The 26,873-nt window shown below is 68.2% G+C and carries 23 protein-coding genes; 7 read left to right on the forward strand and 16 right to left on the reverse strand.

All coding sequences use genetic code 11. The features are described from left to right. Nucleotides 1-88: 88 nt before the first annotated feature. The 3 genes from QCD70_RS13020 to QCD70_RS13030 form a co-directional block, all read right to left on the reverse strand. Nucleotides 89-1,354 (reverse strand): extracellular solute-binding protein, encoded by a 1,266-nt coding sequence (locus QCD70_RS13020; protein WP_301216906.1) that lies wholly within the window; start codon nucleotides 1,352-1,354, stop codon nucleotides 89-91. 80 nt (nucleotides 1,355-1,434) lie between these two features. Continuing rightward, nucleotides 1,435-2,631 carry an ROK family transcriptional regulator gene (locus tag QCD70_RS13025; protein WP_301216908.1) on the reverse strand — a complete coding sequence of 399 codons (1,197 nt, stop codon included), beginning with the start codon at nucleotides 2,629-2,631 and terminating at the stop codon, nucleotides 1,435-1,437. A 142-nt stretch (nucleotides 2,632-2,773) separates the two neighbouring features. Continuing rightward, nucleotides 2,774-3,988, reverse strand: a complete 1,215-nt coding sequence (locus QCD70_RS13030; RefSeq protein ID WP_055944531.1) for an NADP-dependent isocitrate dehydrogenase — start codon at nucleotides 3,986-3,988, stop codon at nucleotides 2,774-2,776. 133 nt (nucleotides 3,989-4,121) lie between these two features. Between QCD70_RS13030 and QCD70_RS13035 the strand changes: the two genes are divergently transcribed. From QCD70_RS13035 to QCD70_RS13045, 3 genes are read left to right on the forward strand one after another with little or no spacing between them, the layout of a single operon-like run. Then, on the forward strand, nucleotides 4,122-4,574 hold the full coding sequence (locus tag QCD70_RS13035) for a GNAT family N-acetyltransferase (protein WP_055927287.1): 453 nt from the start codon (nucleotides 4,122-4,124) through the stop codon (nucleotides 4,572-4,574). 10 nt (nucleotides 4,575-4,584) lie between these two features. After that, nucleotides 4,585-4,932 (forward strand): MGMT family protein, encoded by a 348-nt coding sequence (locus QCD70_RS13040; protein WP_301216914.1) that lies wholly within the window; start codon nucleotides 4,585-4,587, stop codon nucleotides 4,930-4,932. A gap of 20 nt (nucleotides 4,933-4,952) precedes the next feature. Continuing rightward, nucleotides 4,953-5,357: a hypothetical protein gene (locus QCD70_RS13045; RefSeq protein WP_301216917.1), complete on the forward strand. Its 405-nt coding sequence runs from the start codon at nucleotides 4,953-4,955 to the stop codon at nucleotides 5,355-5,357. Between the two features lie 12 nt (nucleotides 5,358-5,369). Here the strand turns inward: QCD70_RS13045 and QCD70_RS13050 are convergent, their stop codons facing one another. From QCD70_RS13050 to sucC, 9 genes are all read right to left on the reverse strand, one after another. Then, entirely contained in the window at nucleotides 5,370-7,187 is a 1,818-nt protein-coding gene (locus QCD70_RS13050) for an ABC transporter ATP-binding protein (RefSeq protein ID WP_301216919.1), read from the reverse strand. Next, nucleotides 7,184-8,917, reverse strand: a complete 1,734-nt coding sequence (locus QCD70_RS13055) for an ABC transporter ATP-binding protein (RefSeq protein WP_301216921.1) — start codon at nucleotides 8,915-8,917, stop codon at nucleotides 7,184-7,186. Before QCD70_RS13055 ends, QCD70_RS13050 begins: the two co-directional genes overlap by 4 nt. A 187-nt stretch (nucleotides 8,918-9,104) precedes the next feature. After that, entirely contained in the window at nucleotides 9,105-10,346 is a 1,242-nt protein-coding gene (gene ddaH / locus QCD70_RS13060; RefSeq protein ID WP_301216923.1) for a dimethylargininase, read from the reverse strand. A gap of 11 nt (nucleotides 10,347-10,357) precedes the next feature. Further along, on the reverse strand, nucleotides 10,358-11,965 hold the full coding sequence (gene purH, locus QCD70_RS13065) for a bifunctional phosphoribosylaminoimidazolecarboxamide formyltransferase/IMP cyclohydrolase (RefSeq protein WP_301216925.1): 1,608 nt from the start codon (nucleotides 11,963-11,965) through the stop codon (nucleotides 10,358-10,360). Continuing rightward, a complete protein-coding gene (gene purN / locus QCD70_RS13070) occupies nucleotides 11,962-12,555 on the reverse strand; it encodes a phosphoribosylglycinamide formyltransferase (protein ID WP_301216927.1) in 594 nt (197 codons plus the stop codon). The genes purH and purN overlap by 4 nt, the downstream gene beginning before the upstream one ends. A 2-nt stretch (nucleotides 12,556-12,557) precedes the next feature. Continuing rightward, nucleotides 12,558-13,877: a cell division protein PerM gene (locus QCD70_RS13075; RefSeq protein ID WP_301216929.1), complete on the reverse strand. Its 1,320-nt coding sequence runs from the start codon at nucleotides 13,875-13,877 to the stop codon at nucleotides 12,558-12,560. 52 nt (nucleotides 13,878-13,929) lie between these two features. Further along, complete coding sequence (locus QCD70_RS13080; protein ID WP_301216931.1) at nucleotides 13,930-14,469, reverse strand: hypothetical protein; 540 nt, start codon at nucleotides 14,467-14,469, stop codon at nucleotides 13,930-13,932. Between the two features lie 103 nt (nucleotides 14,470-14,572). Beyond that, complete coding sequence (sucD, locus tag QCD70_RS13085; protein WP_301216933.1) at nucleotides 14,573-15,460, reverse strand: succinate--CoA ligase subunit alpha; 888 nt, start codon at nucleotides 15,458-15,460, stop codon at nucleotides 14,573-14,575. Between the two features lie 36 nt (nucleotides 15,461-15,496). After that, entirely contained in the window at nucleotides 15,497-16,660 is a 1,164-nt protein-coding gene (gene sucC / locus QCD70_RS13090; RefSeq protein ID WP_301216935.1) for an ADP-forming succinate--CoA ligase subunit beta, read from the reverse strand. 255 nt (nucleotides 16,661-16,915) lie between these two features. Between sucC and QCD70_RS13095 the strand changes: the two genes are divergently transcribed. Both QCD70_RS13095 and QCD70_RS13100 read left to right on the forward strand, forming a co-directional pair. Continuing rightward, the gene (locus QCD70_RS13095) at nucleotides 16,916-18,472 is read left to right on the forward strand and encodes a hypothetical protein (protein ID WP_301216936.1); all 1,557 of its coding nucleotides are present in this window, start codon (nucleotides 16,916-16,918) and stop codon (nucleotides 18,470-18,472) included. Between the two features lie 55 nt (nucleotides 18,473-18,527). Next, nucleotides 18,528-19,328 (forward strand): oxygenase MpaB family protein, encoded by an 801-nt coding sequence (locus QCD70_RS13100; protein ID WP_301216938.1) that lies wholly within the window; start codon nucleotides 18,528-18,530, stop codon nucleotides 19,326-19,328. Here QCD70_RS13100 and QCD70_RS13105 read toward each other — a convergent pair. Together QCD70_RS13105 and QCD70_RS13110 are read right to left on the reverse strand one after the other, a co-directional pair. Further along, nucleotides 19,325-21,739 (reverse strand): ATP-dependent helicase, encoded by a 2,415-nt coding sequence (locus QCD70_RS13105; RefSeq protein ID WP_301216940.1) that lies wholly within the window; start codon nucleotides 21,737-21,739, stop codon nucleotides 19,325-19,327. The genes QCD70_RS13100 and QCD70_RS13105 overlap by 4 nt on opposite strands. Before the next feature lie 12 nt (nucleotides 21,740-21,751). After that, nucleotides 21,752-22,801 (reverse strand): glycerophosphodiester phosphodiesterase family protein, encoded by a 1,050-nt coding sequence (locus tag QCD70_RS13110; RefSeq protein WP_301216942.1) that lies wholly within the window; start codon nucleotides 22,799-22,801, stop codon nucleotides 21,752-21,754. Between the two features lie 126 nt (nucleotides 22,802-22,927). Between QCD70_RS13110 and QCD70_RS13115 the strand changes: the two genes are divergently transcribed. Together QCD70_RS13115 and QCD70_RS13120 are read left to right on the forward strand one after the other, a co-directional pair. Next, a complete protein-coding gene (locus QCD70_RS13115; protein ID WP_301216944.1) occupies nucleotides 22,928-23,713 on the forward strand; it encodes a Bax inhibitor-1/YccA family protein in 786 nt (261 codons plus the stop codon). A gap of 1 nt (nucleotide 23,714) precedes the next feature. Next, nucleotides 23,715-24,848 carry a DUF418 domain-containing protein gene (locus tag QCD70_RS13120; RefSeq protein ID WP_301216947.1) on the forward strand — a complete coding sequence of 378 codons (1,134 nt, stop codon included), beginning with the start codon at nucleotides 23,715-23,717 and terminating at the stop codon, nucleotides 24,846-24,848. Here QCD70_RS13120 and guaA read toward each other — a convergent pair. Both guaA and QCD70_RS13130 read right to left on the reverse strand, forming a co-directional pair. Then, on the reverse strand, nucleotides 24,832-26,421 hold the full coding sequence (gene guaA / locus QCD70_RS13125; RefSeq protein WP_055946197.1) for a glutamine-hydrolyzing GMP synthase: 1,590 nt from the start codon (nucleotides 26,419-26,421) through the stop codon (nucleotides 24,832-24,834). The genes QCD70_RS13120 and guaA overlap by 17 nt on opposite strands. Then, on the reverse strand, nucleotides 26,417-26,869 hold the full coding sequence (locus tag QCD70_RS13130; protein WP_055927243.1) for a DUF3817 domain-containing protein: 453 nt from the start codon (nucleotides 26,867-26,869) through the stop codon (nucleotides 26,417-26,419). The genes guaA and QCD70_RS13130 overlap by 5 nt, the downstream gene beginning before the upstream one ends. Nucleotides 26,870-26,873: the final 4 nt, after the last annotated feature.

The raw sequence follows: 26,873 nt of genomic DNA on the forward strand, positions 1-26,873 counted from the left end.
GCTTCCCTTTTCCTAGGGCGATCACCTGCATTGGGCTGGTGGTGGCCGACGTTGCCGCGTCGACCACCACCACTGTTCTCGGCGGCGTCTAGCCGGCCAGGATGTCGTCGATCTTCTTGTCGACCTCGGTCGCCAGCTCGGTCACGTCTCCGCCCTGCCCGATCTTCACGAAGAAGTCCTGCAGAACGCCGGCCGCCTCGACGTCGGCCCACTTCGGGCTGGCGGGCGTCAGTTTCGCGTTGGCCGCGGCGGATGCGATGGCCTGGGCGACCTCGTCGGTCCCGACGGTGTCGGCGAGCGACACCTTCGCCGGCACGAGGCCGGTCTTGCCGAGGATCGTCTGGTACTCGTCGCTCAGCATGATCTCGAGGGCGGCGGTGGCGAGCTCCGGGTGGGCGCTCTTGGCGGCCACCGCGATATTCGATCCTCCGGCGAAAACCTTCGCCGCGCCGCCGTCGGCACCCGGCAGAGCGAACACGCCCAGGTTGCTCTCCTGGTCGGGGCAGCCCGGCGCCTCGGCGTCGAGCGGGGCGAGGATCGACCACTTGACCCAGCTGGGAGCAGAGAGCTGCGCGACCTCGCCGGCGCAGAACGGCACCTCGGGACTCGTCTCATTGCCGTCCTTGGGAGCACTCGAGGCGGTGGTCATCACGTCCTGGATCATCTCGAGTCCCGCGATCGACTCGGGGCTCGACAGCGAGGCCTTCCACGAGTCGCCGTCCTTCACGGCGATGTCTCCGCCGGCCTCCCAGATGTAGGGAAGGGCGTTGTACCAGTCCTGGCCGGGGAAGTAGATGCCCGAGACGCCGGGGTTGGCTGCCGCAAGCGCCTTGCCGTTGGCCACGTACTCCTCGAGGGTGGTCGGCACGCTCAGGCCGGCCGCGGCGTACAGGTCTTTCTTGTAGAAGACCAGCCGCGCGCCCGAGTAGTACGGGGCGGCGTAGAAGCTGCCGTCGTACGAGCCCGCCTCGACGAACCCGGGGAGCAGGTCGTCGCCGCCGAGCTCCTCGTACTTGTCGCTGAGGTCGAGGAAGGCGCCCGCCGAGGTGAATGCGGCCGCCTGCGTGTTGCCCACCTCGACCACGTCGGGGCTGTCGCTGCCCGAGAGGTTCGTCGTGAGCTTGTCGACGAGGCCGGTCCAGGCCTGCTCCTCGATCGTGAGCGTCGAGCCCGGGTTCTCCGCTTCGAAGGTCGTCTTCAGGTAGTCGCGGGCCTCGTCGGGCGTGTCCGTTCCGACGAGCCAGACGCGGATGTCGGCGCCGTCGTCCGATCCGCTCGACGAGCCGGAGCATCCGGAGAGCGCCAGAGCCGCCGCCATGCCGATGCCGACGGCGGCGAGTATCTTCTTCCTCATTGTCTTGTCCTTTTCCTAGGGCTGATGTGAATGCGCGGCCTGCGGTGGGCACCGAGGGCCGTGGGTGGTGCAGGGCCGCTCTACGACACCCCGAGGGAGTCGGAGAGAACCATGACGGCCGCGCCGCGCAGAACGATGTCCTGCCCGAGCGCGGTCATCCGCAGCGTGAGAAAGCCGTGGAACTCGGCCATCGTCCTGCTGCGGAGTGTCTCGACGGTCGCCTGGGCGAGCACACCGTCGAGAAGTTCTGTGGGGCCACTGAGGATGATCTCGCTCAGGTTGAGTGCGCCGACCACCGGGGCCAGGGCGATGCCGAGGCGCTGTCCGGCCTCGACCAGCACGGCGTGTCGATCGGCCGGCTCGCTGCCGGCCAGTTTCGCCGTGAGGTTCGGGATGCTCAGCCACGTCTCGAGGCACCCCACCTTGCCGCACACGCAGGTGGCTCCCCCATCGGTGCCGACGACGACGTGACCGATCTCGCCCGCGGCGAAGCGCGATCCGAAGAGGGGCGTGCCGCCGAGCAGGAGACCGGCGCCGACACCGTGGCCGACCTTCACGAGCATCGCGTCGCTGTCGGCGTCGCCGAAGCTGTGCTCGGCCAGAACGGCCGCGTTCGCATCGTTCGCCACGATCACGCCGACCCCGAACTCGTCGGCGAGAGTCTGCTGGAGGGCGACCTCGACCCAGCCCAGGTTCGGCGCGGTGAGCACGACGCCGCCCAGGTCGACGACGCCGGGCGAGCCGACTCCGATGCCGAGCAGGGGCGCTGTCGACGCCGAGACGAGTCGGCGGGTGAGGTCGACGACGAGGGCCAACGCGGCCTCGCCGACCCGGTGTTCGAGGGCGACCTCCGCCCGCGCGAGGATGTTCCCGTCGAGGTCGAGGACGGCTCCGCGGAAGACCGCGTGCTCCGACAGGTCGAGGCCGACGATCTGAAATCCGGCACGGTTCAGATCGATGAGGGTGGCCGGCTTCCCCGGCCGTGCGTCCTCCCGCTGACCCAGTTCGAGCACCAGGCCGTCGGCCATGAGCTCCGCGACCAGGGCCGAGACAGTCACCCGGGTGAGCCCGGTCACCCGGGCGATGTCCGCGCGACTCTGGGTGCCCGAGCGGTAGAGCGTCTGGAGCACGAGCGAGAGGTTGTGGCCCCGGGCGTCGCCCGGAACGATCTTGCCGTTGGGCCGAAGGGCCCTGCCTTGAGCGAGACCTTGGTGCGCCCGCGGCGGGTACGCCGACGCGGAACGGGAAGAGCCTCGCTGCACTTCCGATGCAGTCATGTTTGTTAGTAAAGCTTACGAACAAACAAAGAACAAGATGTTCTTCGTCAGGGGCCCCTGTGTTTACGAGGTCGTAACAATGAGAACGGCGCCCCGCCTCCGATGTTCGGAGGCGGGGCGCCGTCGAGACGCGATGTCGGGACTATGCCAGACGCGCGGCGAGGTTCTTGTCGAGCGTGTCGAGGAACTCCTCCGTGGTCTCCCACTTCTGCTCCGGGCCCACGAGCAGCGCGAGGTCCTTCGTCATGTGCCCCGCTTCGACGCTCTTGATGACGACGTCTTCGAGGGTCTCGGCGAACTGCGCCAGGGCGGGGTTGTCGTCGAGCTTGGCTCGGTGCGAGAGGCCGCGGGTCCACGCGTAGATCGAGGCGATCGGGTTCGTCGACGTGGGCTTGCCCTGCTGGTGCATGCGGTAGTGCCGAGTGACCGTGCCGTGCGCGGCCTCGGCCTCGACGACCGAGCCGTCCGGAACGCTCAGCACGCTCGTCATCAGGCCCAGCGAGCCGAAGCCCTGGGCCACGGTGTCGCTCTGCACGTCGCCGTCGTAGTTCTTGCAGGCCCACACGTAGCCACCCTCCCACTTCATGGCCGAGGCGACCATGTCGTCGATGAGGCGGTGCTCGTAGGTGAGGCCGGCGGCGTCGAACTTCTCTTTGAACTCGGCCTGGAAGATCTCCTCGAAGATGTCCTTGAAGCGACCGTCGTAGGCCTTGAGGATGGTGTTCTTCGTCGAGAGGTAGACGGGGTAGTTGCGGCTGAGGCCGTAGTTGAGGCTCGACCGCGCGAAGTCGCGGATCGATGCGTCCTGGTTGTACTGCACCTGCGCGATGCCGTCGTCGGGAGCGTCGTAGACCTCGAACTTCATCGGCTCGGAGCCGTCTTCGGGCGTGAACTCGACCGTGAGCTTGCCCTTGCCCTTGAAGACGAAGTCGGTGGCGCGGTACTGGTCGCCGAACGCGTGGCGGCCGATGATGATCGGCTTGTTCCATCCGGGCACCAGGCGGGGGATGTTGGAGATGATGATGGGCTCGCGGAAGATGACGCCGCCGAGGATGTTGCGGATGGTGCCGTTCGGCGACTTCCACATCTTCTTGAGGCCGAATTCCTCGACGCGGGCCTCGTCGGGCGTGATCGTCGCGCACTTCACGCCGACACCGTGCTTCTGGATGGCGTGGGCCGCGTCGATCGTGACCTGGTCGTCGGTCGCGTCGCGGTTCTCGATGCCGAGGTCGTAGTACTCGAGATCGATGTCGAGGTAGGGGTGGATCAGGGTGTCCTTGATCGCCTGCCAGATGATTCGTGTCATCTCGTCTCCGTCGAGTTCGACGACGGTTCCTTCAACCTTGATCTTGGACAACGGCCACTCCTTCGCGTGTTTGACGGACTGTTCATCAGCTTAGCCGCTCGCCGATATATCTCGACGTCGAGATATATATCTCTTCGGGGAGATGAAAGTGGCGGGGGCGAGCGCGGCGGGCTAGCCTTGGCCCATGGGTGAACTGAGACTGGTCGAGCTGTCGGCGAGCAACATCGTGGCGGCGAACTCGCTCACGCTCAAACCGGGTCAAGAGCAGTACGTGGCTCCCGTCTCCCATTCCATCGCCGAGGCCTACGTCAACCCCGTCACCGCATGGCCCCGCGTGGTTCTCGACGACGACGAGGTGGTCGGGTTCATCCAGGGCAACTTCGATCCCGAGAGCGATCACGAGGAGTTCAAGGGCTGCATCTGGAGCATCAACGTGGCCGCCACCGCGCAGGGCAGGGGCGTCGGACGCTTCGCCGTGCTGTCTCTGGCCGACGAGGCCCGCTCGCGCGGCTACGACCGCATCACCGTGATGTTCGAACCGGGCGAAGACGGACCGGAGGCGTTCTTCTACCGCCTGGGCTTCTCGAGCATCGGAGAGACGCAGTACGGCGAGACCATCGCCGCCCTCTCGCTCTGAGCCTCGCTCGATGGCAGGTTCGCCCTCCTCGGGCCACGAATTCGCCCTCGACGTGCTCGACCTCGTCGACTCGATCCCTCCCGGCAGGGTGCTCAGCTACGGCGACGTCGCCGCCATGCTCGGGTCTCGAGCCTCCCGGGCCGTCGGCACGGTCATGCGGCAGTCGGGTTCCGGTCACCCCTGGTGGCGCGTACTGCGGGCCGGCGGACATCCGCCGACGGGAAACGAGGCCCGGGCTCATGAACACTATGTCGCCGAGGGCACGCCACTCGTGCGCACGTCGACAGGCCCGGGGTACCGCGTCGACTACGCTGTAGCACGGTGGATCCCGACGGAACCACCGCACACAGCCCCGTAAGCCAACGAAAAGGAGCAGCAGTGAAGCGTCGCCTGCTTGTTGCCGCCCCCATCCTCGCCATGACCGCCCTCCTCTCCGGATGCACCCTGGCGAACGCGATCAACCCGCCCATCGAGAGTGCGATCTACGCCACCCAGCCCGAGGCGGCCGGAGCGAAGAGCACCGTCGCCCTGCCCGACTTCGTGCAGGCCGATGCCACCACGATCCGCATCAAGACCGACACGGCCGACGACACCAAGATCCTCGGCTACAGCATCCCCGCTCCGCTCGCCGCGCCGATCGGCGAGGCGTGCGCCAGCGCCAGCAGCCCGGCCCTCGACGACACCTGGTGGGCCGAGTCCATCCCGACGGATGCCGCGATCACCTGCTCGGGCTCGTGGCACATCTACGTCGCGGGCCAGACCATCTACGCCTGGACTCCGTAGGCCCCCGCTCGATCAGGCGAGCGACTCCCGCCACGAGGCGTGCAGGGTCGCGAAACGTCCTGTTCCCGCGATGAGCTCGACGGGCGTGCCGTCCTCGACGATGCGGCCGTGCTCCATCACGAGCACCCTGTCGGCGATCGCCACGGTCGACAGCCTGTGCGCGATGATGATCGCGGTGCGGTCGGCGAGCAGGGTCTGCAGCGCGTCCTGCACGAGTCGCTCGCTCGGTATGTCGAGCGACGCCGTGGCCTCGTCGAGAATGAGCACCGCCGGATCGGCCAGGAACGCCCGCGCGAACGAGATCAGCTGCCGCTGGCCCGCCGAGACACGCCCTCCCCGCTTGTTCACATCGGTTTCATAGCCGTTCGGCAGGCCCTGGATGAAAGCGTCGGCGCCGACGGCCCGCGCGGCCTCCCTGATCTCGTCGAAGGTCGCCTCGGGCTTGCCGATCGCGATGTTGTCGGCGACCGTGCCCGAGAACAGGTAGGCCTCCTGCGTCACCATCACGATGGCCCTGCGCAGGTCTTTCGGGTGCAGGGCCCGCAGATCGACGTCGTCGAGGGACACCTCGCCGGTGGTGGGGTCGTAGAAGCGCGACACCAGCTTCGCCAGCGTGGACTTGCCGGCTCCCGTCGACCCCACCAGCGCGATGGTCTGTCCGGCGGGAATGTCGAGGTCGAACGTCGGGAGGATGACCCGATCGCCGGCGTAGGCGAATTCGACGTCGGAGAATCGCACGTGCCCCTTCGAGGTCCACAGGTCGATCGGGCGCGTCGGATCGGGAACGCTCGGACGCTCCTCGAGCACGCCGGAGATCTTCTCGAGCGCGGCGGCCGCGGACTGGTAGGAGTTGTAGAACATCGCCATGTCCTCCATCGGGTCGAAGAATCGACGCGTGTAGAGCACGACCGCCAGCAGCGCACCGACGGCGAGCTGGCCGTCGAAGACACGCAGACCGCCCACGAGCAGCACGACCGCGACGGTCACGTTGCCGATGAGCACGAGTCCGGGGTTGTAGATGCCGAAGAGGCTGATGACCCTCGCGTTCACGTGGCGGTAGTCCTCGACGAGTTCGCCGAAGTCGCGCTCGTTGCGCTTCTCGGTGCGGAACGCCTTGACCGCGCGGATGCCCGTCATGGTCTCGACGAACTTGACGATCACATTCGCCGAGGCCGTTCGCGTCTGCCGGAACACGCGCTGCGACCTGAGCTGGAACCATCTCGTGAGAATGGCGAGCGGAATCAGCGAGACGACCAGCACGGCCGCGCTCAGCGGGTCGACGAGCAGCAGCGCCACTCCGACGAAGACCATGTACAGCACGCCCTGCACGAGGTTGTTGATGCCGGAGTCAAGCAGTTCACGGATCGAGTCGAGGTCGCTCGTCTGGCGCGAGATGATGCGCCCCGAGGTGTAGCTCTCGTGGAACTCCAGGCTGAGCCGCTGCGTCTGGAGGAACACGCGCCGACGCAGGTCGAGGAGCACGGCCTGGCTGATGCGTGCCGAGAGAACCGTGAACCAGGCGACCAGGGCCGCACCCACGATGCCCGTCGCCAGATACGCGCCACCCGCGAGAGCCAGCGGCATCCAGTCGTTCTGCATCAACGCGGGCAGGCCCCGGTCGATGCCGAAGGCGATCAGGGCCGGCCCCGCCACCTGGGCGGCCGTCGACACGACGATCACGACGATGCCGAGCACCAGGCGCGCCTTCAACGGCGCGAGCAGCGACCCCAGAAGGCGGATGCTGCGGGCGCGGATCTGCCGGCTCTCGGCGCGCGAGAAGTCGTCGCGCTCCTCACCGCTCGTTCCGGTGACGCTGGACTGGCTGCTCATGAGGGAATCTCCGTTGCGGCGGGTTCTGAGGATGTGCTCTGCGCCTGGTCGTCGAGGCTGGAGATCACGAACCGGTAGTGGTCGTTGTTCGCGATGAGCTCGCTGTGCGTGCCGACCGCGGTGATCCTGCCGTCCTGCATCAAGGCCACACGATCGGCAAGCGAGACGGTCGAGGGGCGGTGCGCCACGATGAGTGCCGTGGTGGACGCGAGCACACGGCGGAGCGCCGCCTCGACACGCTGCTCGGTCGTCACGTCGAGGGCCGACAAGGGGTCGTCGAGCACCAGCACCGATGGACGCGCCGCGACCGCGCGAGCGAGCGCCAGGCGCTGTCGTTGACCTCCCGACAGGCTCAGCCCCTCTTCGCCCACCCGGGTGTCGAGTCCGTTCGGGAGGTCGTGGACGAACTGCGCCTGCGCCACGTCGAGCGCCTCGGCGAGCTCGGCCTCCGTCGCATCCGGTCGGCCCAGCAGCACGTTCTCGCGGACCGTCGCCGAGAACAGGGTGGCATCTTCGAAGGCCATGGCGATGTGCGTGCGCAGCTCGTCGAGCGCGAGGTCGCGCACATCGACACCGTCGAGCGAGACGGAGCCGCCGGTGACGTCGTAGAGGCGCGTCGGGAGTGCGGTCAGCGTCGTCTTGCCCGAGCCCGTGAGGCCCACGAGCGCCATGGTCTCGCCCGGCTCGATCACGAGGTCGATGCCGTCGAGCAGGTCGGGGAACCGCTCGGGCGAATCCTGGTAGCGGAAGTGCGCGTCGGAGAAGACGAGCCTTCCCCGGGGCCGGGCGATGGTCTTCGGGGTCGCCGGGTCGACGATGGTGTTGACCTCGTCCATGACCTCGAAGAACCTGTTGGTCGCGGTCTTGGCGTCGATCGTCATGGCGAGGAAGTAGCCCATCGACTGGATCGGGAACAGCAGCACCGTGCCGGTCGCGAAGAACGCCACCAGCTCCCCCACGCTCGACTGGCCGGACTGCGCCAGCCAGACTCCCACCACGAGGGCCACGGCGAAGGCGACATCGGGCACGAGGAGGAGCCACAGCCAGATGCCGGCCACGGCGCGCGCCTTCTCCAGCTCGGTGCCCTGCAGCTGCTCCGCCTGCGTCTCGAAGCGCTTGAGCGCGTGCGAGCCGCGGCCGAAGGCCTTCAGAACGCGGATGCCGTGGACGCTCTCCTCGACGGCCGTGGCCAGGTCGCCCTGCTGGTCCTGTCCTCGGCGCGCGGCCGTGGAATAGCGCTTCTCGAACGCGTAGCCGTAGATGAGCACGGGAATGGAGGCGACGACGAAGATCGAGCCGAGGACCCAGTTGAGCGAGACCAGGATGATGAATCCGATCACGAGCGTGAGCGTGTTCACGATGAGGATCACGAAGCCGAACGCCATCCACCGTCGGATGAGGTTGAGGTCGCCGATGGCGCGCGACAGCAGCTGGCCGCTCGGCCACCGGTCGTGGAACGCGACGGGCAGGCGCTGCAGCTGCCGGTACAGGCTGTTGCGCATGTGCGCCTCGACGTGCGTTCCCGGAGTCAGCACGAGCCAGCGGCGCAGCGCGATGAGCCCGGCCTCCGCGACTCCGAGTGCCAGGACGAGGCCGACCGAGAACCACACGAGCGACACGTCGGTGCCGGTGAGCGGCCCGTCGATGAGCCACTGCAGCACCTGCGGGATGGCCAGCGCCACGAGACTCGCCAGCAGGGATGCCACGATCGCCACGTAAATGCGCGGCATGGCCGGCTTCGCGTAGCGGTACAGCCTCCCGAGGGAGGCGAGGGTGGACGGGGGCGCGGGCGTTGACACGGAAAGACCTCGAGAACAGAAGGCGGGAGTTCCACCCGGAACCGGGCAGCCTTCTAGGCTACTCCCGACTCGTACCGACACGCAACGCGCCATCGGCGACGCGCCGCGCCCCAGGCGTTCAGCGCACCCGCACCGACAGGCAGGTGACGCAGGCCTCGAGCTTCTCGAACTCCGAGATGTCGACGGCGATCACCCGATAGCCCAGGCTCTCGATGAGCTGCGCCGACTCCGGCGCCGCCGACGACATCAGCACCGTGTCGTCGGAGAGGATGACGACGTGTGCGCCGGCCTCCTCGGGCACGGCGAGGAAGCGGTCGAAGATCTTGGGATCGTCGACGACCGGCGGATATCCGATGACCGTGCCGTCGGGCAGGGCCGTGACCGCGCTCTTCAGGTGCAGCACCTTCGAGATCGGAACGGCGATCACGGTGTAAGCGAGCGGACTCAGGATATGCCGGAGCTGCCGGATGCCCTCGGCGTTCGTGCGCCCGCCTCGGCCCACGTAGACGCGCTTCTCGATCTTCAGCACGTCGCCGCCGTCGAGGGTGCCGGGCTGCACGATGCGGGTGACGTCGAGGCCGAGCGAGCGAACGCTCTTCTCGACCCCGTCGATCTCGGCGACCCGGGTCGGCGCCGCCGGGCTCGCGAGCACGGCGAGGCGCCCGAACATCACGACGGAATCCTCGACGAAGACGGAGTCGGCGAGGTCGGTCGCGCGCTCGACTTCGACCGGCTTCCAGCCCGCCCCGATCAGGGCGGCGACATACGACTCCCATTGCGTGTCCGCGAGGTCGGAGTCGACCTCGGTGCGCTCCAGGTGGGTGACGATGCCCTCGGCGAGGTTGTCGGACGGCCTGCGCACGAGAACGGTGCCGGCCACGCTCCGCGGCGGCACCTCCGAGTGGCTCAGTGCCCCGTAGACCCGGCGGCCCAGCGTGGCGGTGGCGACGGTCGCCGTGAGAACGAAGATCAGGTTGATGTTTCCCAGTGTGCTGAGAATGTAGGCGATCACCGGGCCGTCGAGGGCGTTGCCCTGCACGAGCGTCTGGATGCCCGTGCCCACGACGGCCGCGATCGCGCCGGACACCAGACCCGCGATGGCCGCCGTGTACCAGCGCCAGAGGCGCGTGGCGAGGGCGAAGACGAAGACCAGGACGAGCAGCACGAGAGTCGACGGCACGAAGAAGTTGTTGATCTGGAGCAGCACGATCGACTGCGGATCGTTGCCGACGAAGAACGAGAGCATCGTCGCGAGATGGGTGATCGCCGCCACGAGCAGGGCCGCGACCGCCGAGGCGATCAGGGGTCTCGGGCGGAGGAAGTGCATGGGTGCGACCTTAGTTGCGGTTTCTGTGCGCACGACGGGTACTCCTAGTGGAAGAAGTGACGTTCGCCTGTGAAGTACATGGTGACGCCCGCCGCCTGCGCGGCCTCGATCACCTCGGCGTCGCGCACAGAACCACCCGGCTGCACGACGGCGGTCACGCCGGCGTCGATCAGAACCTGGAGCCCGTCTGCGAACGGGAAGAAGGCGTCGGAGGCGGCGACCGACCCGGCGGCCCGATCTCCCGCACGGGTGACGGCGAGGTGGCACGAGTCGACCCGGTTGACCTGGCCCATGCCGACGCCGACGGAGGCTCCGCCCGAGGCGAGCAGGATGGCGTTGGACTTGACCGCCCTGCACGCCTTCCACGCGAACTCGAGGTCTGCCAGGGTGGCGTCGTCGACGTGCTTGCCGGCGACCCGCTGCCACTTCACCGAGCTGAAGCCGACGAAACCATCCGGCTTCTGAGCGAGGAATCCGCCACTCACCTGTCGGACCTCGGTCTCGTCGCGCTGGAACCCGGCGGGCAGCTTGAGCAGTCGCAGGTTCTTCTTGATCTGCAGAATCTCGAGGGCCTCCGGCTCGAAGTCCGGGGCCACGAGCACCTCGGTGAAGACCTCGGCGACGCCCTCGGCCATCGCACGCGTGACCGTTCTGTTGGAGGCGATCACACCGCCGAAGGCGGAGACGGGGTCGCAGGCGTGGGCCCTGGCGTGCGCGCCCGCGATGGCATCGGCGTCGGACGACTGAGCGACGGCGATGCCGCACGGATTGGCGTGCTTGATGATGGCCACGGCGGGCTCGTCGAAGTCGAACGCGGCGCGCACGGCGGCATCGGCGTCGACGTAGTTGTTGTACGACATCTCCTTGCCGTGCAGCTGTTCGGCCTGGGCGATGCCGCGGCCGTTCTCGCGCACGTAGAGCGCCGCCGGCTGGTGCGAGTTCTCGCCGTAGCGGAGAGTCGCCGACAGCGTGCCCTCGATCGTGAGGGCGTCGCCGAAGCCCGCCGTCTCGGCGGCCTCGCCATCCGTCGCCGTGTCGGCGAACCATGCGGCGACGGCCGTGTCGTAGGCGGCCGTGTGGGCGAACGCCGACGCTGCGAGGGCCCGGCGTGCGGCGAGCGAGGTGCCCTCGGGCAGCGACGCGATGATCTCGGCATAGCTGGAAGGCGACACGGCGATGGCGACGTTGGCGTGGTTCTTGGCCGAGGCGCGCACCAGGGCGGGGCCGCCGATATCGATCTGCTCGATCACGGCGGAGGCCTCGGCGCCCGAGGCGACCGTCTCGCGGAACGGGTAGAGGTTGACCACGACCAGCTGGAAGGGCCGGATGCCGAGCTCGTCGAGCTGCGCCCTGTGCGACTCGAGCCGGAGATCGGCGAGGATGCCCGCGTGCACGGCGGGGTGCAGCGTCTTGACACGGCCGTCGAGCGACTCGGGGAAGCCCGTGACCTGGCTCACCTCGGTGACGGCATAACCCGCGTCGGCGATGGTCTGGGCCGTCGAACCGGTCGACACGATCTCGACTCCCGCGTCGGAGAGAGCCGCAGCGAGCTCGAGGAGCCCGGTCTTGTCGCTCACCGAGATCAGTGCCCGTTCGATGCGCACGACATCGCGGTGGGTGTAGAGGTTCGGATCGTGGATTGGACCGCTCATGCTGTGGCTAGCTCCCTGAGGTTGACTCTGCTGTTCGCGATGTCGAGCACGGCCTGGGTGAGCAGGCGCCGTTCGACCGTCTTGATTCGTTCGTGAAGTTCGGATTCTGTGTCGCCGGGCTCGATGGCCACGGCCTCCTGCACGATCACAGGACCGGTGTCGACGCCCTCGTCGACGATGTGCACGGTGACGCCTGTCTGCGAGGCCCCGGCGGCCAGAGCATCGCGCACGGCATGGGCACCGGGGAACGCGGGAAGAAGCGCAGGATGCGTGTTGATCAGCTGGGGAGACAGGGCCGCGACGACCCGCGGAGGCAGGATGCGCATGAATCCGGCGCAGACGACGAGGTCGGGGTTCCAGACCTGGATCTGCTCGAGCAGCTCGTCGCCCCAGGCCGCCCGCGACTCGAACGACGTCGGCGGCACCGTGAACGTGGGGACTCCGAACTCCTCGGCATGGGCGAGGCCGGCCGCGTCGTTGTCTGCCCCGACGGCCACGATCCGGGCCGGGAACTCGGCATCGGATTGCGCGTCGAGGAGGGCGCGGAGGTTGGATCCTCCGCCTGAGATGAGTACGACGAGCGACAGCACCGTCACAGTTTATTGGCATCGGGCATCGAGCCCGCGCCCGGGGCCGAGCCGGCCTCGTCGTCGACGCCCGCCAGATCCGGGGTGCGCGAGAAGAGGCGTCGCGTGAGGCCCACGGTGAGGCCGAGCACCGCGCTCGGGCCGAGCTCGACGGCCGACCAGAGCCAGACGGCCGCGGGATCCGGCCCGATGTCGATGAGGCGACCCGGACCCGCGGCGCCGCCCGACCAGAGGGCGAGAAGGGCGAGGATGCTCGCGCCGACGACGCCGACTCCCAGGCCCGACAGCACGAGGATCAGAGGAGAGGCGGCAGCGCCATCCGCGGTCAGCCTCGGCTTCAGCAGAACGCCCACGACGAAGCCGATCACCACGGGAACCACCACCACCGCGTACCCGAGCGCGGGCGCCCCCTGGGGCAGCGAACCGAGAATCGGCAGGGCGGGAAGCAGGCCGACCTGCGTTCCCAGAGGCGAGACGAGGCTCCCCGAGCCGAGAGCGAAGCCCGGCCCGACGAGCCACGACGCGGCCCACACGACGAGGTTGGGGATCAGAGAGAGCTGCCCGACGGTCAGGGCGATGCCGCCGACGAGACCCGACTGGAGCGATTCGTACAACGAGATGATCTCGCCGTAATGCCCCAGCACGAGCACGAAAACGACCACGGCCGCGACGGCCACCACGCCCGCCACCACGAGGGCTCCCCCGCGCGCCGCCAGCGCCACCACTGTTCTGACCGGCACCGGCACGCCGGCGACGATCGCGCGAAGGCTTCGGGCCAGGATGTCGACGGCCTGGTCCGCGGGATCATCTCCGACCTCGACATCGGAGCGCGAGAAGAGGCTCGTCGCCATGCCGATGGCGTAGATGGCGGCGGGAAAGACCAGGGCCTGGAGAACCGACGGCCGGGCACTGTCGGAGCCGGCCCCGAGGGCGACCAGCCATCCGATCACGGCGACGGTCAGAATGCCCACGGCCGCTCCCAGCACGCGATGCTCGGAATCGGCGAGCCGTCGACCCGACCTCCAGCCGAGAAGCACCGTCAGGACCGCCACCCCCAGGGGCGCGAATCCGATCTCGAACGGCACACCGGCGCCCTCGAGGGCGAGCTGCAGCGCGAGGGTCGGATCGATCGTGACGAGCAGGTCCACCCCGTTGCCGAGGAGCCAGACGTTGGCGGCGACCCGCCAGAACGCGCCGTAGTCGACGGCGAGCTCGAACTGGGTCAGCCAGAGGATCGTGAGCGGTACCAGGAGGATTCCGAGGCCGAGGGCCCCGACGAGGAGCGCGTCGAGGAACGCGAGGAATGCGGTAAATGGTCGATTCATGCCGTGCCGAGCGTACCCCCTGACGGGAGGCCCGACCTGTCACCCCGCCGGTCTAGTGGAGCAAGGCCTTGAAGGCCACGATCACCAATCCGAAAAGAGCCGTTCCGATTCCGCCGAGCAGCCTCACGGGCCACGGGCTCCCCCTGTCGGCGAACGCCAGCCACCCCAGGATTCCCAGCACGACCATGCCGACGACGAGCGCGACGAGATACGCGGTGTCCTCGTCGAGCACCCCGATCGAGCCAAGGACGAGGAACAGGAGCGGGATGATCGAGGCGTAGAGCAGGCCAACCGAATGGTGCACGCCTCCGCGGAACGCCTCGCCGATTCCGATCACGCGGCCGTCGCGCTTGCCGTGGTTCGCCACCGCCACGGCGAACACGTGGGCGGCCCAGAACACGAGCATCGTCACGAAGGTCACCACGAACACGTCGAGATCGGTGTCGTCGTCCTCGGCGACGGCGATGACCGCAGAGCTGATGATCGTTCCGTAGATCAGCTCGGGCGTCACCAGAGCGTGGCGGATGCGTTGCCACCGGCTCGGCGACTCCACCGGCTGCTCGACGGGGTCGGCCCCCAGAGACTCGGACATCGAAACCCCCTTCTGACGTGAGCCCGTCGCCTGTCGTCGCACAGACGAACGGCGGGCATCCTCATCATAGAGAAGAGGATGCCCGCCGCAGGTCGTGCAGGTGTCAGAGCGCCGCGTAGACCTCGCGCAGCAGGGCCGCGGTCTCGCTCGGGGTCTTGCCGACGCGAACGCCGGCAGCCTCGAGGGCCTCCTTCTTCGCCTGGGCCGTGCCGGCGCTGCCGGAGACGATGGCGCCCGCATGGCCCATCGTCTTGCCTTCGGGAGCCGTGAACCCGGCCACGTAGCCGACGACGGGCTTCGTGACGTGGGCCTTGATGTAGTCGGCCGCCCGCTCCTCGGCGTCTCCGCCGATCTCGCCGATCATCACGATCGCCTTCGTCTCGGGGTCTGCCTCGAATGCCGCGAGCGCGTCGATGTGCGTGGTGCCGATGATGGGGTCGCCGCCGATTCCGATGGCGGTCGAGAAGCCCAGGTCGCGCAGCTCGAACATCATCTGGTAGGTCAGCGTTCCCGACTTGGAGACGAGGCCGATCGGGCCCTTGCCCGTGATGTTCGCCGGCGTGATGCCGACGAGGGACTCGCCGGGCGTGATGATGCCGGGGCAGTTCGGCCCGATGATGCGGGTCTTGTTGCCCTTCTGCTTGGCGTACGCCCAGGCCTCCGCCGCGTCGCCGACGGGGATGCCCTCGGTGATGACGACCAGCAGCGGGATCTCCGCGTCGATCGCCTCGATGATGGCGTCTTTCGCGAAGGCCGGGGGCACGAAGGCGATCGACACGTCGGCGCCCGTGGTGGAGATGGCCTCGGCCACCGTGCCGAAGACGGGCAGTTCGAGCTTGCCGTGGGTGACGGTCGTTCCCGCCTTGCGCGCGTTCACGCCGCCCACGATCTTCGTGCCGGCGGCCAGCATGAGGGCGGTGTGCTTGGTGCCCTCACCTCCGGTGATGCCCTGCACGATGACCTTGGAGTCCTTGTTGAGGAAAATCGACATTCTTGTTGTGGTCCTTACTTCGTCGCGAGGAAATCGTCAGAGGGAGGCGAGCTCGGCGGCCTTGTCGGCGCCCTCGTCCATGGTGGTCGCCAGGGTGACCAGCGGGTGGTTGGCGGCGGCCAGAATGGCACGACCCTCCTCGACCTTGTTGCCGTCGAGTCGAACCACGAGCGGCTTGGTCGCGGAGTCGCCGAGCACCTCGAGGGCGCCGAGGATTCCGTTGGCCACGGCGTCGCACGCGGTGATTCCGCCGAAGACGTTGACGAAGACGCTCTTGACCTGCTCGTCGCCGAGGATCACGTCGAGGCCCGCGGCCATGACCGCTGCCGACGCTCCGCCGCCGATGTCGAGGAAGTTGGCCGGCTTCACCCCGTTGTACTTCTCACCCGCGTAGGAGACGACGTCGAGGGTCGACATCACGAGGCCGGCGCCGTTGCCGATGACCCCGACCTCCCCGTCGAGCTTCACGTAGTTGAGGTCGGCCGCCTTGGCCTTGGCCTCGAGCGGGTCGGCCGCATCCTTGTCTTCGAGCGCCTCGTGGTTCGGGTGCCGGAATCCGGCGTTCTCGTCGAGCGTCACCTTGCCGTCGAGGGCGATGATGTCGCCCTCCTCGGTGAGAACGAGCGGGTTGACCTCGACGAGCGTCGCGTCCTCACCCTTGTAGACCTCCCAGAGCTTCACGAAGACCGGGGCGACCTTGTCGACGAGCTCCGCGGGGAACTTCGCCGCCACGGCGATCGATTTGGCCGTCTCCAGGTCGATGCCGGCGATGGGATCGACCTCGATGCGCGCGAGCGCCTCCGGGCGCTCGACGGCGAGCTGCTCGATCTCCATGCCGCCCTCGTAGCTCGTCAGCGACAGGTACGAGCGATTCGCCCGGTCGAGGAGCACGGAGAAGTAGAACTCCTCGGCGATGCGGGCACCGCCCGCGACCATGACGCGCTTCACCACGTGGCCCTTGATGTCGAGGCCGAGAATCGCCTCCGCCGCCTCGAACGCCGCCTGCGGGTCCTTCGCGACCTTGACGCCGCCGGCCTTTCCACGGCCGCCGACCTTGACCTGCGCCTTGACGACGGTCACGCCACCGAGCTTCTCGGCCGCGGCACGCACCTCATCGGGGGTGTCCGCGACGATACCCGGAAGAACCGGAACCCCGTAGCTTTCAAACAGGTCTCGTGCCTGGTATTCGAACAGATCCACGCTCATCCAATCCGCTTAGGTCTCAGCCGGCACGGGGGTTGGTGCTCGGCTTCTGAGTACTCCTGCGAGCTGCGACCGACAGATTTGGCTGCTCCGCCGCAGACTTTCGCCATCTGAAACCTTACCGCCCGGAGAAGACACGCACATGCGGGCGGCCGAGCCACCGCTCCTCCACAGCCTTCGGTCGTGCGAGGAAGTCCACGACGTCGGCGCCCCCGGTCCTCTCCCGTTCGACGGCCCGCGAAGGTGATGGGCATGACACAACACCATCGGCGCACACCCGCCCTTCTCACCGCACTCACCACGGTCACCGCGACCCTCGGTCTCCTCCTGGCCGGTGCACCTCCGGCCACCGCCGCCGTCTCCACCGGCCACGGGGTCGGCCATCTCGCCGACGACGGCGTCGCCTGGATCGGCTCCTACCGCCTCGACGACGGTGCACTCGTGTTCTGCCTCGAGGCAGGCAAGAAGGCCCCGACCGGCCACGACTACGCCTTCGTCGACGCGGCACAGCTCGGCAGGTTCGCGCCCGACGACCTCGCCCGCCTCGCCTACCTCTCTCGCACCTCTGCGTCGTCGGCCGACGCCTCCGAAGCCGCCGCCGGGCAGCTCGCCACCTGGACCATCGCCGGGCTGAACGGTCACACGCCCGAGCACTATGCCCAGCGGGCCGGCGCCGCGGCCCAGGACGTGCTCGCGCGAAGCCGTCAGCTTCTCGCGACGGCCGACGGCCCGCTCGGAGCCTCCAGAGGCGTGTCCTCCTCGGTCGCCCTGACCGAGGCCGACGACGAGGGTCGCCTGACCGTCTCGAGCAGTCTCACGGTCGACTTCCTGTCGACGGGGCCGACCGTGCTGAGCCCGGGCAGCCACACCGGAACCATGAGGCTGTCCGGTGCCGTCTTCGACGACGGCTCGTCCGAGCGCTCGGTGTCGAACGGTGACACCCAGTCCATCACGACGACCGGTCAGGCGCCGAGCTCCGAGGTCGTGGCCACCGTCAGCTACGAGCACCTCCCCTACGGGTCGTCCTTCACCGCAGGAATGGCCGGCGACGACGTGCAGCAGGTTCTCATCGCCGGGCAGGGCTCGGCCTCGGGCACCGCCACGACCACCGCGACGGTCCCGTCGACGAAGAGATTCCAGCCCGTCGTCGCCACGAAGACGAGCGCGAACGTCGCCGGCGCGGGCGATGCGATCAGCGACGAACTGGTGGTGTCCGCGCTGACTCCGGCGACCGACGATGACATGCTCTCGGGCTGGGGCCTCTACCGACCGTCGACTCCCCCTGCCGCCGGCTCCATACCCGCCGTCGACGTCAACGGCATGCTTCCCGTGCCGGTCGTCGTCGAGAGCTCGCTCCTCGGTCCCTTCGCCGACCCCATCCAGCCCGCGGAGCAGGCACCGGCCGATGCGCCCGTCGTGTGCACGGTCGAGGTGCGCGTCGACACCGGCCCGGGCACCTATCGAACACCCGAGTGCACGCTCCCCGGCCCCGGATACTACGTCTGGGTCGAGCGCATCGACGGCTCCCGAACGCCTGCGGAACAGGGCGGCGCGCGCATCCTGCCCTGGCAGTCGCCCTTCGGTACCGCCAGCGAGATCACCGTCGTCGTGGCGCCTCCGGCCCCGGCAGAGCCGAGCACTCCCCCCGCGCCGGTCGCCGTACAGGCCCTCGCCGACACGGGCAGCACCACGACACCCGGTCTCCTGCTGGTCTCGGGCTCCGCTCTGGTTCTCGGAACGCTGCTCGGAGTCGGGGTACTGTGGCGACGTCGGCTCACCCTGAAGCACACGATGCCGTCGACGAACTGAGCCGGCGGGGCTCCTCGCACATCCCGCGCCGCACCCGACGAGCGAGAGGAACCCCATGGCCGGCACCGAAGACCTCGAGGGCCCGACCCCGCTGCGCATCGGCGACATCGCAGCGGAGTCGGTGCTCATCGCGGCCGGCGGCCGAGCCATCCTGCTCCAACTGGCGAACCCGGGCGTCGGTCGAGGGGTCGCCGAGCACAGCGACTTCGCGTCGCGACCCCTCGACCGTCTGGCTCGCACTCTGCAGTACGTCTACACGATCGTCTACGGCAGCCCGACGCAGGTGCGGGCGGTCGTCCGATCCGTCTCCCGTGCGCATGCACCCGTGCGCTCGGCACCGGCCGATGCCCACCCCTCCTATTCGGCCTTCGACCCGCAGCTCCAGCTCTGGGTCGCCGCCACGCTGTACGACTCCGCGATCGACATGTACGAACGCATCCACGGTCCGCTCGACGACCGATCCGCCGAACAGATCTACCAGGACTACGCCGTGCTCGGCACCGCGCTCCAGGTGCCGCGGGAGCTCTGGCCCGCCGACCGCGCGGCGTTCCGCGAGTACTGGTCGCACCAGCTCGACACGCTGAGCACCGATGCCGCCACCCGCGGGGTCGCTCAGGCGCTGCTCCACCCGGCCGTGGGGCCCATCTGGCTGAAGGCGGCCATGCCCGCAGCACGCCTGGTCACCGCAGGCCTTCTCCCGCCACGTGTTCGCGAGGCCTTCGACCTGCCGTGGACACCGACGCGTCGCCGCATCTTCACCGGCCTGATGACGATCACCCGCCTCGTGTATCCCCGACTGCCGCGAGCGTTGCGCCACGTCGCACGCGATCGCGCTCTCCGGGGTGTGCCCGGCTAGATCTTCTCGATCGGGGCGATCTTGATGAGCAGCTTCTTGGCGCCCGCCTTCTCGAACATCACGTGAGCCACCCGCTTCGTGCCCTCGCCCGTGACCTGGTTCACGCGGCCTTCGCCGAAGTCGCTGTGCCGGATGCGATCGCCGGCGACGAGTTCGAGGTCGCCGTTGTCGCGCACCTTGTTCGTGATCGTGTTGGCCCATTCCGCCTTCGGGCGCGGAGGCAGAGCCGGGAAATCGCTGGAACCGCTCGAGTCGGACGAGCCCCAGCCCTGGCGCGACGACCGGTTGGCGTTGAGCGCACGGGGCTGCGTTCCGCCCCTCGATGTGGCCATTCCGGGCGACTGCACCCACTCGATGAGCTCGGCGGGGATCTCCTGCAGGTAGCGGCTGGGCATGGCCACCGCGGTCTCGCCGTACTGCGCGCGGGTCATGGCGAGCGACAGGTAGAGACGCTTGCGCGCACGCGTGATGCCCACATAGAACAGGCGACGCTCTTCGGCCGGGCCGCCGGGTTCATTGGCCGACATGCGGTGCGGCAGCAGGTCCTCCTCGATTCCGGTGAGGAAGACGGCCTCGAATTCGAGGCCCTTCGCCGTGTGCAGCGTCATCAGCGAGACCGTGCCGCTGGAGTCGTCGAGGTCGTCGACGGCGGCCACCAGCGAGACCTCGGTGAGGAAGTCGACGAGCCCGCCGTCGGGATTGTTCTTGCCGAACTCCTTGGTCACCGCCAGGAGCTCCTCGACGTTCTCGGCGCGGGCCTCGTCTTGCGGATCGCGTTTGGCGCGCAGCGCCGTGAGATACCCGCTCTTCTCGAGCAGGAGTGCCAGCACGTCGAACACGGGCGCCGGGCCCTGCTCCCGATCGGGATCGATCAGCGCCGACGCCTCGTCGAGGAGGGCGGCCAACTGCAGGATCGCCGTCGTGACCTTGGGCCCCAGGCCGAGCGAGGCCGCCTGGCGCATCGCCTCTCGATAGGTGATCTCGTTCGCCTCGGCGAAGCTGGCGAGCTGGGTCTCGGTCGCGGGGCCGATGCCGCGCTTCGGGCTGTTCAGGATGCGCCGCAGTGCGAGCGCGTCTTGCGGGTTGGCGACCGAGATCAGGTAGGCCATGACGTCTTTGATCTCGGCGCGCTCGTAGAACTTCGTGCCCCCGAGAACGCGGTAGGGCAGAGCCGACCTGATGAAGATCTCTTCGAGCGCTCGAGTCTGGGCGTTGGTGCGGTAGAAGACCGCGATGTCTTTGTACGCGGTTCCGGCGTCGTGGAGCTTGGCGATCTCGTCGGCGATGAACTGGGCCTCGTCGTGGCCGGAGTAGCCCGTGTAGCCGAGGATCCTGTCGCCGTCGCCGATGGCGGTCCAGAGTTTCTTGTCTTTGCGATCGAAGTTGTTCGAGATCACCGCGTTGGCCGCCGACAGGATGTTCTGGGTCGAGCGGTAGTTCTGCTCGAGCAGCACGACCTTGGCGCCGGGGTAGTCGCGCTCGAACTCGACGATGTTGCGGATGTCGGCCCCGCGGAACGCGTAGATCGATTGGTCGGAGTCGCCGACCACCGTGAGTGACGCACCCGGCACGGGCGGCTGGCCGGGGTCGACGGAGCCCGGCGACAGGGTGAGCTCGTGGATGAGCGAGTACTGCGCGTGGTTCGTGTCTTGATACTCGTCGACCAGGATGTGACGGAACCGCCGCCGGTACTGCTCAGCCACCTGGGGAAAGGCGCGGAACAGGAACACCGTCTGGCTGATCAGGTCGTCGAAGTCGAACGCGTTGGCAGCCTGCAGGCTGCGGGTGTACTGCCGGAAGATCTCGACGAAGAGCGCCTCTTGGGGATCTGCGAAGTTCGCCGTGCGGGCGTAGCTCTCGACGTCGGCCAGTTCGTTCTTGAGCTTCGAGATCTTGGCCGACACCGAGCCGACCGTGAAGCCGAAGGTATCGGCCTGCAGCTCTTTGATGATGCGTTTGATGAGAACGCGGCTGTCGGCCGAGTCGTAGATCGTGAAGCTCTTGGTGAAGCCGAAGTTCTCTGCCTCGCGGCGCAGGATTCGCACGCACGCGGAGTGGAAGGTCGAGATCCACATGCCCTGCGACGCCTGGCCCAGCAGGGCCTCGACTCGTTCGCGCATCTCGGCCGCGGCCTTGTTCGTGAACGTGATGGCCAGGATCTGGCTCGGCCATGCCTCGCGGCTCTCGATCAGGCTGGCGACGCGATGGGTGAGCACACGGGTCTTGCCCGAACCGGCGCCGGCGACGATGAGCAGCGCCGGCCCGCGGTATTCGACGGCCTCGCGCTGCTCGGGATTCAGCCCGTCGAGAAGGTCGTTGCTGGCGTCGCCCGACCCCTGCCCGTCGAGGATGACGGGCTTCAGGCTCTGCGCGCCCGGATCGCTCGAGGGAAGGTCGAAGAGGCTTGTCATGTCCGCTCCAGTTTAAGCCGAACCTCCGACAGTTCCCCGCGCGGGGAACACCGCCTCGCGCGCGGCGACCGCGAGATCCGCCTGGTCGGCGAACACCCCGTCGACCCCCGTCGCCAGAATGAGCGCGAACTCGCTCTCCCAGTCACCGAAGGCCGCAGGGCCGCCTCCCCTCCTGAACTCAGCCGAGAGGAACCGGTTCTCGGGCCGCAGGGTCCAGCAGTAGATCTCGAGCCCCGCCTCGTGCGCCGCGTCGACCAGCGCCGAGGACACCCGGGTCGAGTCGGCATCGGGTCGGGGCTGGATCATCTTCTTGTCGACGCTGATCCCCTCCACGTCACGGCGCAGCATCCGCATGCCGTCACGCGTGAGGAACGACGCGTAGCTGTCGGCATCCGAACCGAACCGGGCGACCAGATCGGGCGGCGAGCCCGCAGCCTCGAGGAGGAAGACGTTCTTCGAGCGGATGCCTCGACCCCGCAGCAGGTCGAGCACCGTCTTCTCGAACGACTCCACCGTGAGCCGCCCGTCTCCCGTGTTCCACCCGCTGCGCGTCAGCTCATCGGCCACCAGTTCGTCGAGAGGCAGCCCGATGGATTCGAAGTACGCGGCGTGCTTGATCTCCGCCACGAGGCCGAGCGAGCGTCCCGTCTCCTCACCGGCCGTGTCGAGCAGCTCCAGCAGCTCCGACAGACGCATGATCGGAGACTGTCCGTCGAACGACGAGCTGGAGGTGCGGATCGAGGGCAGTCGCTCCCGCGCGCGCAGCGTCGACAGCTCTGCCCAGGTGAAGTCCTCGGTGAACCAGCCGGTCAGGGCCGCGCCGTCGATCGTCTTCGTCGTGCGCAGGGCGGCGAATTCCGAGCGCGACGCGACATCGGTGGTGCCGCTGATCTCGTTCTCGTGCCGCAGCACGAGCACTCCGTCGCGGGATGCCACGATGTCGGGCTCCACCGCGTCGGCACCCAGGGCGATGGCCAGTTCGTACGACGACCGCGTGTGCTCGGGCCGATATCCGGGAGCGCCTCGATGTCCGATCACGAGGGGGCGGCGGGCTGGGGTCACGCCACCACGGTAGCCTCCCTGGGCTCCGCCCTGCGCGAAAGCCTGCGAAATCGCCCAACCGATGGGCCCCGACGGATACGTATCCGGTAGATTTGAACTCCGTCCACCTACGTACAAGAGGAACTCATGCCGTCGGCGAACCCCGCGTTCACACGCAACCCTGTCTTCAACGGAAAGGGCGCCGCTGACGCTGCGCCCACGATGTCGAGCACACAGCTGCAAGACCTGTACGAGCGTCCCTCGGCGACCCCAGCCGACACCTCGCGCATGACCTACGACGACGCGATCGTCAAGACCGCGTTGCTGTTCGCCGTGCTCCTGGCCGGCGCCGTCGTCGGCTGGATCGTGCCCGGCCTGTTCATTGTCGGCGCCCTCGTCGGCCTCGTGCTCGGCCTCGTCAACTCCTTCAAGCGCGAGCCGTCGCCGGTGCTGATCATCGCCTACGCCGCGGCAGAAGGACTCTTCGTCGGAGGTATCTCGGCATTCTTCGAGCAGCGCTATGAGGGCATCGTCGTACAGGCCGTGCTCGCCACGCTCGCCGTCTTCGGTACCACCCTGGCGCTCTTCGCCAACGGCAAGATCCGCGCATCCAAGCGGGCCACCAAGATCTTCCTGATCGCCATGGTCGGCTACGCGGTCTTCTCGCTGCTCAACTTCGTGCTCATGATCGCCGGGGTCTTCCCCGCCGACAACATGTTCGGCCTGCGCTCCGGCATCTTCGGCATCATCATCGGCGTGCTCGCCGTCATCATGGCCGCATACTCGCTGGTGCTCGACTTCGATTTCGTGCAGCGCGGCGTCAAGACCGGCGCCCCGCGCAAGTACGGATGGTCGGCCGCGTTCGGCCTCACCGTCACGCTCGTGTGGCTCTACGTCGAACTGCTCCGCCTCATCGCGATCTTCCGCAACTAGCGTGTTCAACGACGACATCGGCGGGGCCGTCCTTCGGGGCGGCCCCGCCGTCGTTGTCCCCGCCCGGCGCGATGCGCGCATCCCGGGCCTGGATGCGGCTCGCGGGCTCGCCATTCTGGGCATGCTCGCAGCGCACACGCTGCCCGGCGACGGCGACGCGTTCTACGACGGCCGCAGCTCCATCCTCTTCGCCACCCTGGCGGGCGTCTCGCTCGGACTGATGTCCGGAGGTGACCATCCCGCGTCGAGGGTCCGTGCGCCCGGCTCACCGCGCACACGCATCCGGCTGTCGATCGCCATCAGGGCCCTGCTGCTCATCGCCCTCGGGCTCTCCCTCTGGCTGCTCGGCACGAACATCGCCATCATTCTCGACTCCTACGGCTTCCTGTTCCTCGTCTGCATTCCACTGCTCTTCACGAACCGCTGGGTGCTGGCGCTACTCGCGTTGATCTGCGCCCTCGTGGGCCCGAGCGTGGTCGGTGCACTCACTGCCGCGACATCCGCGACCGGGCCCCTGCCCGTCGCCCCCGACAACCCTCTGTCCGTTCCGCTCTCGTGGCTCGACGCGTACTACCCCGCGCCCGTCTGGCTCGCCTACGTGCTGGCCGGCCTCGCGATCGCCCGGTTCGGAGTGACACGACCGACTGTGCAGCGCATCATGATCGTCGGCGGCATTGCGGCGGCGGCTCTCGGCTACGGCGTCTCTGCGGCCATCGGCGAGCCGGTGAGGGCGCACACAGACACGACCATGGAGGCGATCTCTTCCGGCGGGCTCGCCATCGCCATGATCGGCCTCCTCGTGGTCGCCGTCGGCGCGATCACGAGCCGATGGGGCCGCATGCTGGTGCGGCCGCTCGTCGCGGCCGGGTCGATGCCGTTGACCATCTACACCGCCCAGGTTCTCGTGATCGCCCTGGTCTCGGCGGCGCATCCGGAGCCGTACGACGACGCGTTCGAGTGGACCTTGTTCGCCTGCCTGGCCCTCGGCTCGCTCGTCTTCGCGATCGCGTGGAGCGCCCGATTCTCGCAGGGCCCCCTGGAGTGGCTCTTCGCTCGCCTCACGCTGCGCCGTCCGTGGCGGACGCCACGGACCGCGCCGCGAGAGGCTCAGCGGGGAACTACTCCCACTCGATAGTTCCCGGCGGCTTGCTCGTGACGTCGAGCACGACGCGGTTCACGCCGGCCACCTCGTTGGTGATGCGGTTCGAGATGCGGGCCAGCAGGTCGTAGGGCAACCGGGTCCAGTCGGCCGTCATCGCGTCCTCGCTCGAGACGGGACGCAGCACGATCGGGTGTCCGTAGGTGCGGCCGTCGCCCTGCACTCCGACGGAGCGGACATCGGCCAGCAGAACGACGGGGCACTGCCAGATCTCATCGTCGAGGCCCGCCGCGGTGAGCTCGGCGCGCACGATGGCGTCGGCCTGGCGAAGAAGTTCGAGCCGCTCCCAGGTGACCTCTCCGACGATGCGGATGCCCAGGCCGGGGCCGGGGAAGGGCTGGCGACCCACGATGGCCTCGGGAAGCCCGAGCTCGCGGCCGATGGCGCGCACCTCGTCTTTGAACAGGGCGCGCAGCGGCTCGACGAGTTCGAACTGCAGGTCTTCGGGGAGGCCGCCGACGTTGTGGTGACTCTTGATGTTGGCCGTGCCCGTTCCACCGCCCGACTCGACGACGTCGGGGTAGAGGGTGCCCTGCACCAGGAACTTGACGGGCTCGCCATCGGTGGCGGCAGCCTCCAGCACGAGGGCCTCTGCGGCGGCCTCGAAGCTGCGGATGAACTCGCGGCCGATGATCTTGCGCTTCTGCTCGGGGTCGGTGACCCCGGCCAGCGCATCCATGAACTGCTCGCGGGCATCGATGGTGACGAGGCGCACACCGGTGGATGCGACGTAGTCGACCTCGACCTGCTCGCGCTCTCCCTGGCGCAGGAGGCCATGGTCGACGAACACGCAGGTGAGCTGGTCTCCGACCGCCTCGTGCACGATGGCGGCGGCCACGGCGGAGTCGACTCCCCCCGACAGTCCGCAGATGACCTTGCCGTCTCCGACCTGCTCGCGGATCAGGGCGACCTGATCGGTGATGACGTTGCTGCTGGTCCAGTCGGCGGGAATGCCTGCCGTGTCGTGCAGGAAGTTCTCGATCACGCGCTGCCCGAACTCGGAGTGCTTGACCTCGGGGTGCCACTGCACCCCGTACATGCGCCGCTCTTTCGATCCGAACGCCGCGACCGGCGTCGACGACGTGCTGGCCAGAACCTCGAAGCCCTCGGGCGCCTTCGAGACGGAGTCGCCGTGACTCATCCACACGGTCTGAGAATCGGGCTGGCCGACGAGCAGCGAACCGCCCTCGCCGGCGACGGCCATGTCGGTCGATCCGTACTCGCGAAGCCCCGTGTTGGCGACCTCGCCGCCCAGGGCGCGCGCCATGACCTGAAATCCGTAGCAGATTCCGAAAACGGGAACGCCGAGATCGAAGATCGCGGGGTCGAGCTCGGGAGACCCCGGCTCGTACACGCTCGCCGGCCCACCGGAGAGCACGATGCCCACGGGCGACTTGGCAGCGACCTCCTCGGCGGTGATCGACGAGGGGACGATCTCGGAGTAGACGCTCGCCTCGCGCACTCGTCTGGCGATGAGCTGCGCGTATTGGGCGCCGAAGTCGACGACGAGGACGGGCCGGGACTGGCTGTCGGGGCTGGGCGTGCTAATGGGTGACCTCCACGGGGGCGGATGCGGACAGCTCGGCCTCACGGCCGGCCAGATAGGACTTCACTTCGCGGGCGATGCGCACCTCGAGGAAGAAGGAGAGCAGCGGCACGATACCGCCGAGGGCGATGAGCACGAACTTCCAGAACGGCCAGCGCATGCGGCTCCAGAGCTGGAAGTCGGCGAACAGGTAGAGCACGTAGAACCAGCCGTGGGCGATGAGGATGCCGGTGGACAGGTTGACCGCCGTGACGGTGCCCTCGGGCACGAGCGCCAGGAAGCCCTGCGGTCCGCCGAGTTCGAGCTCGACACCGAAAGCGGGAACGTACTTGAGCACCACCTCGAGGCAGAGCAGCAGCAGCATCACACCGGTGATGATCGAGGAGACCCGGTAGAGCTTGACCGCGCTTCGAATGCGCGGAAAATCGCGGGGTTTGGGTTCGAGGGCCATGCGT

It is taken from the genome of Agreia sp. PsM10, from assembly GCF_030433855.1.
Lineage (GTDB): Bacteria > Actinomycetota > Actinomycetes > Actinomycetales > Microbacteriaceae > Agreia.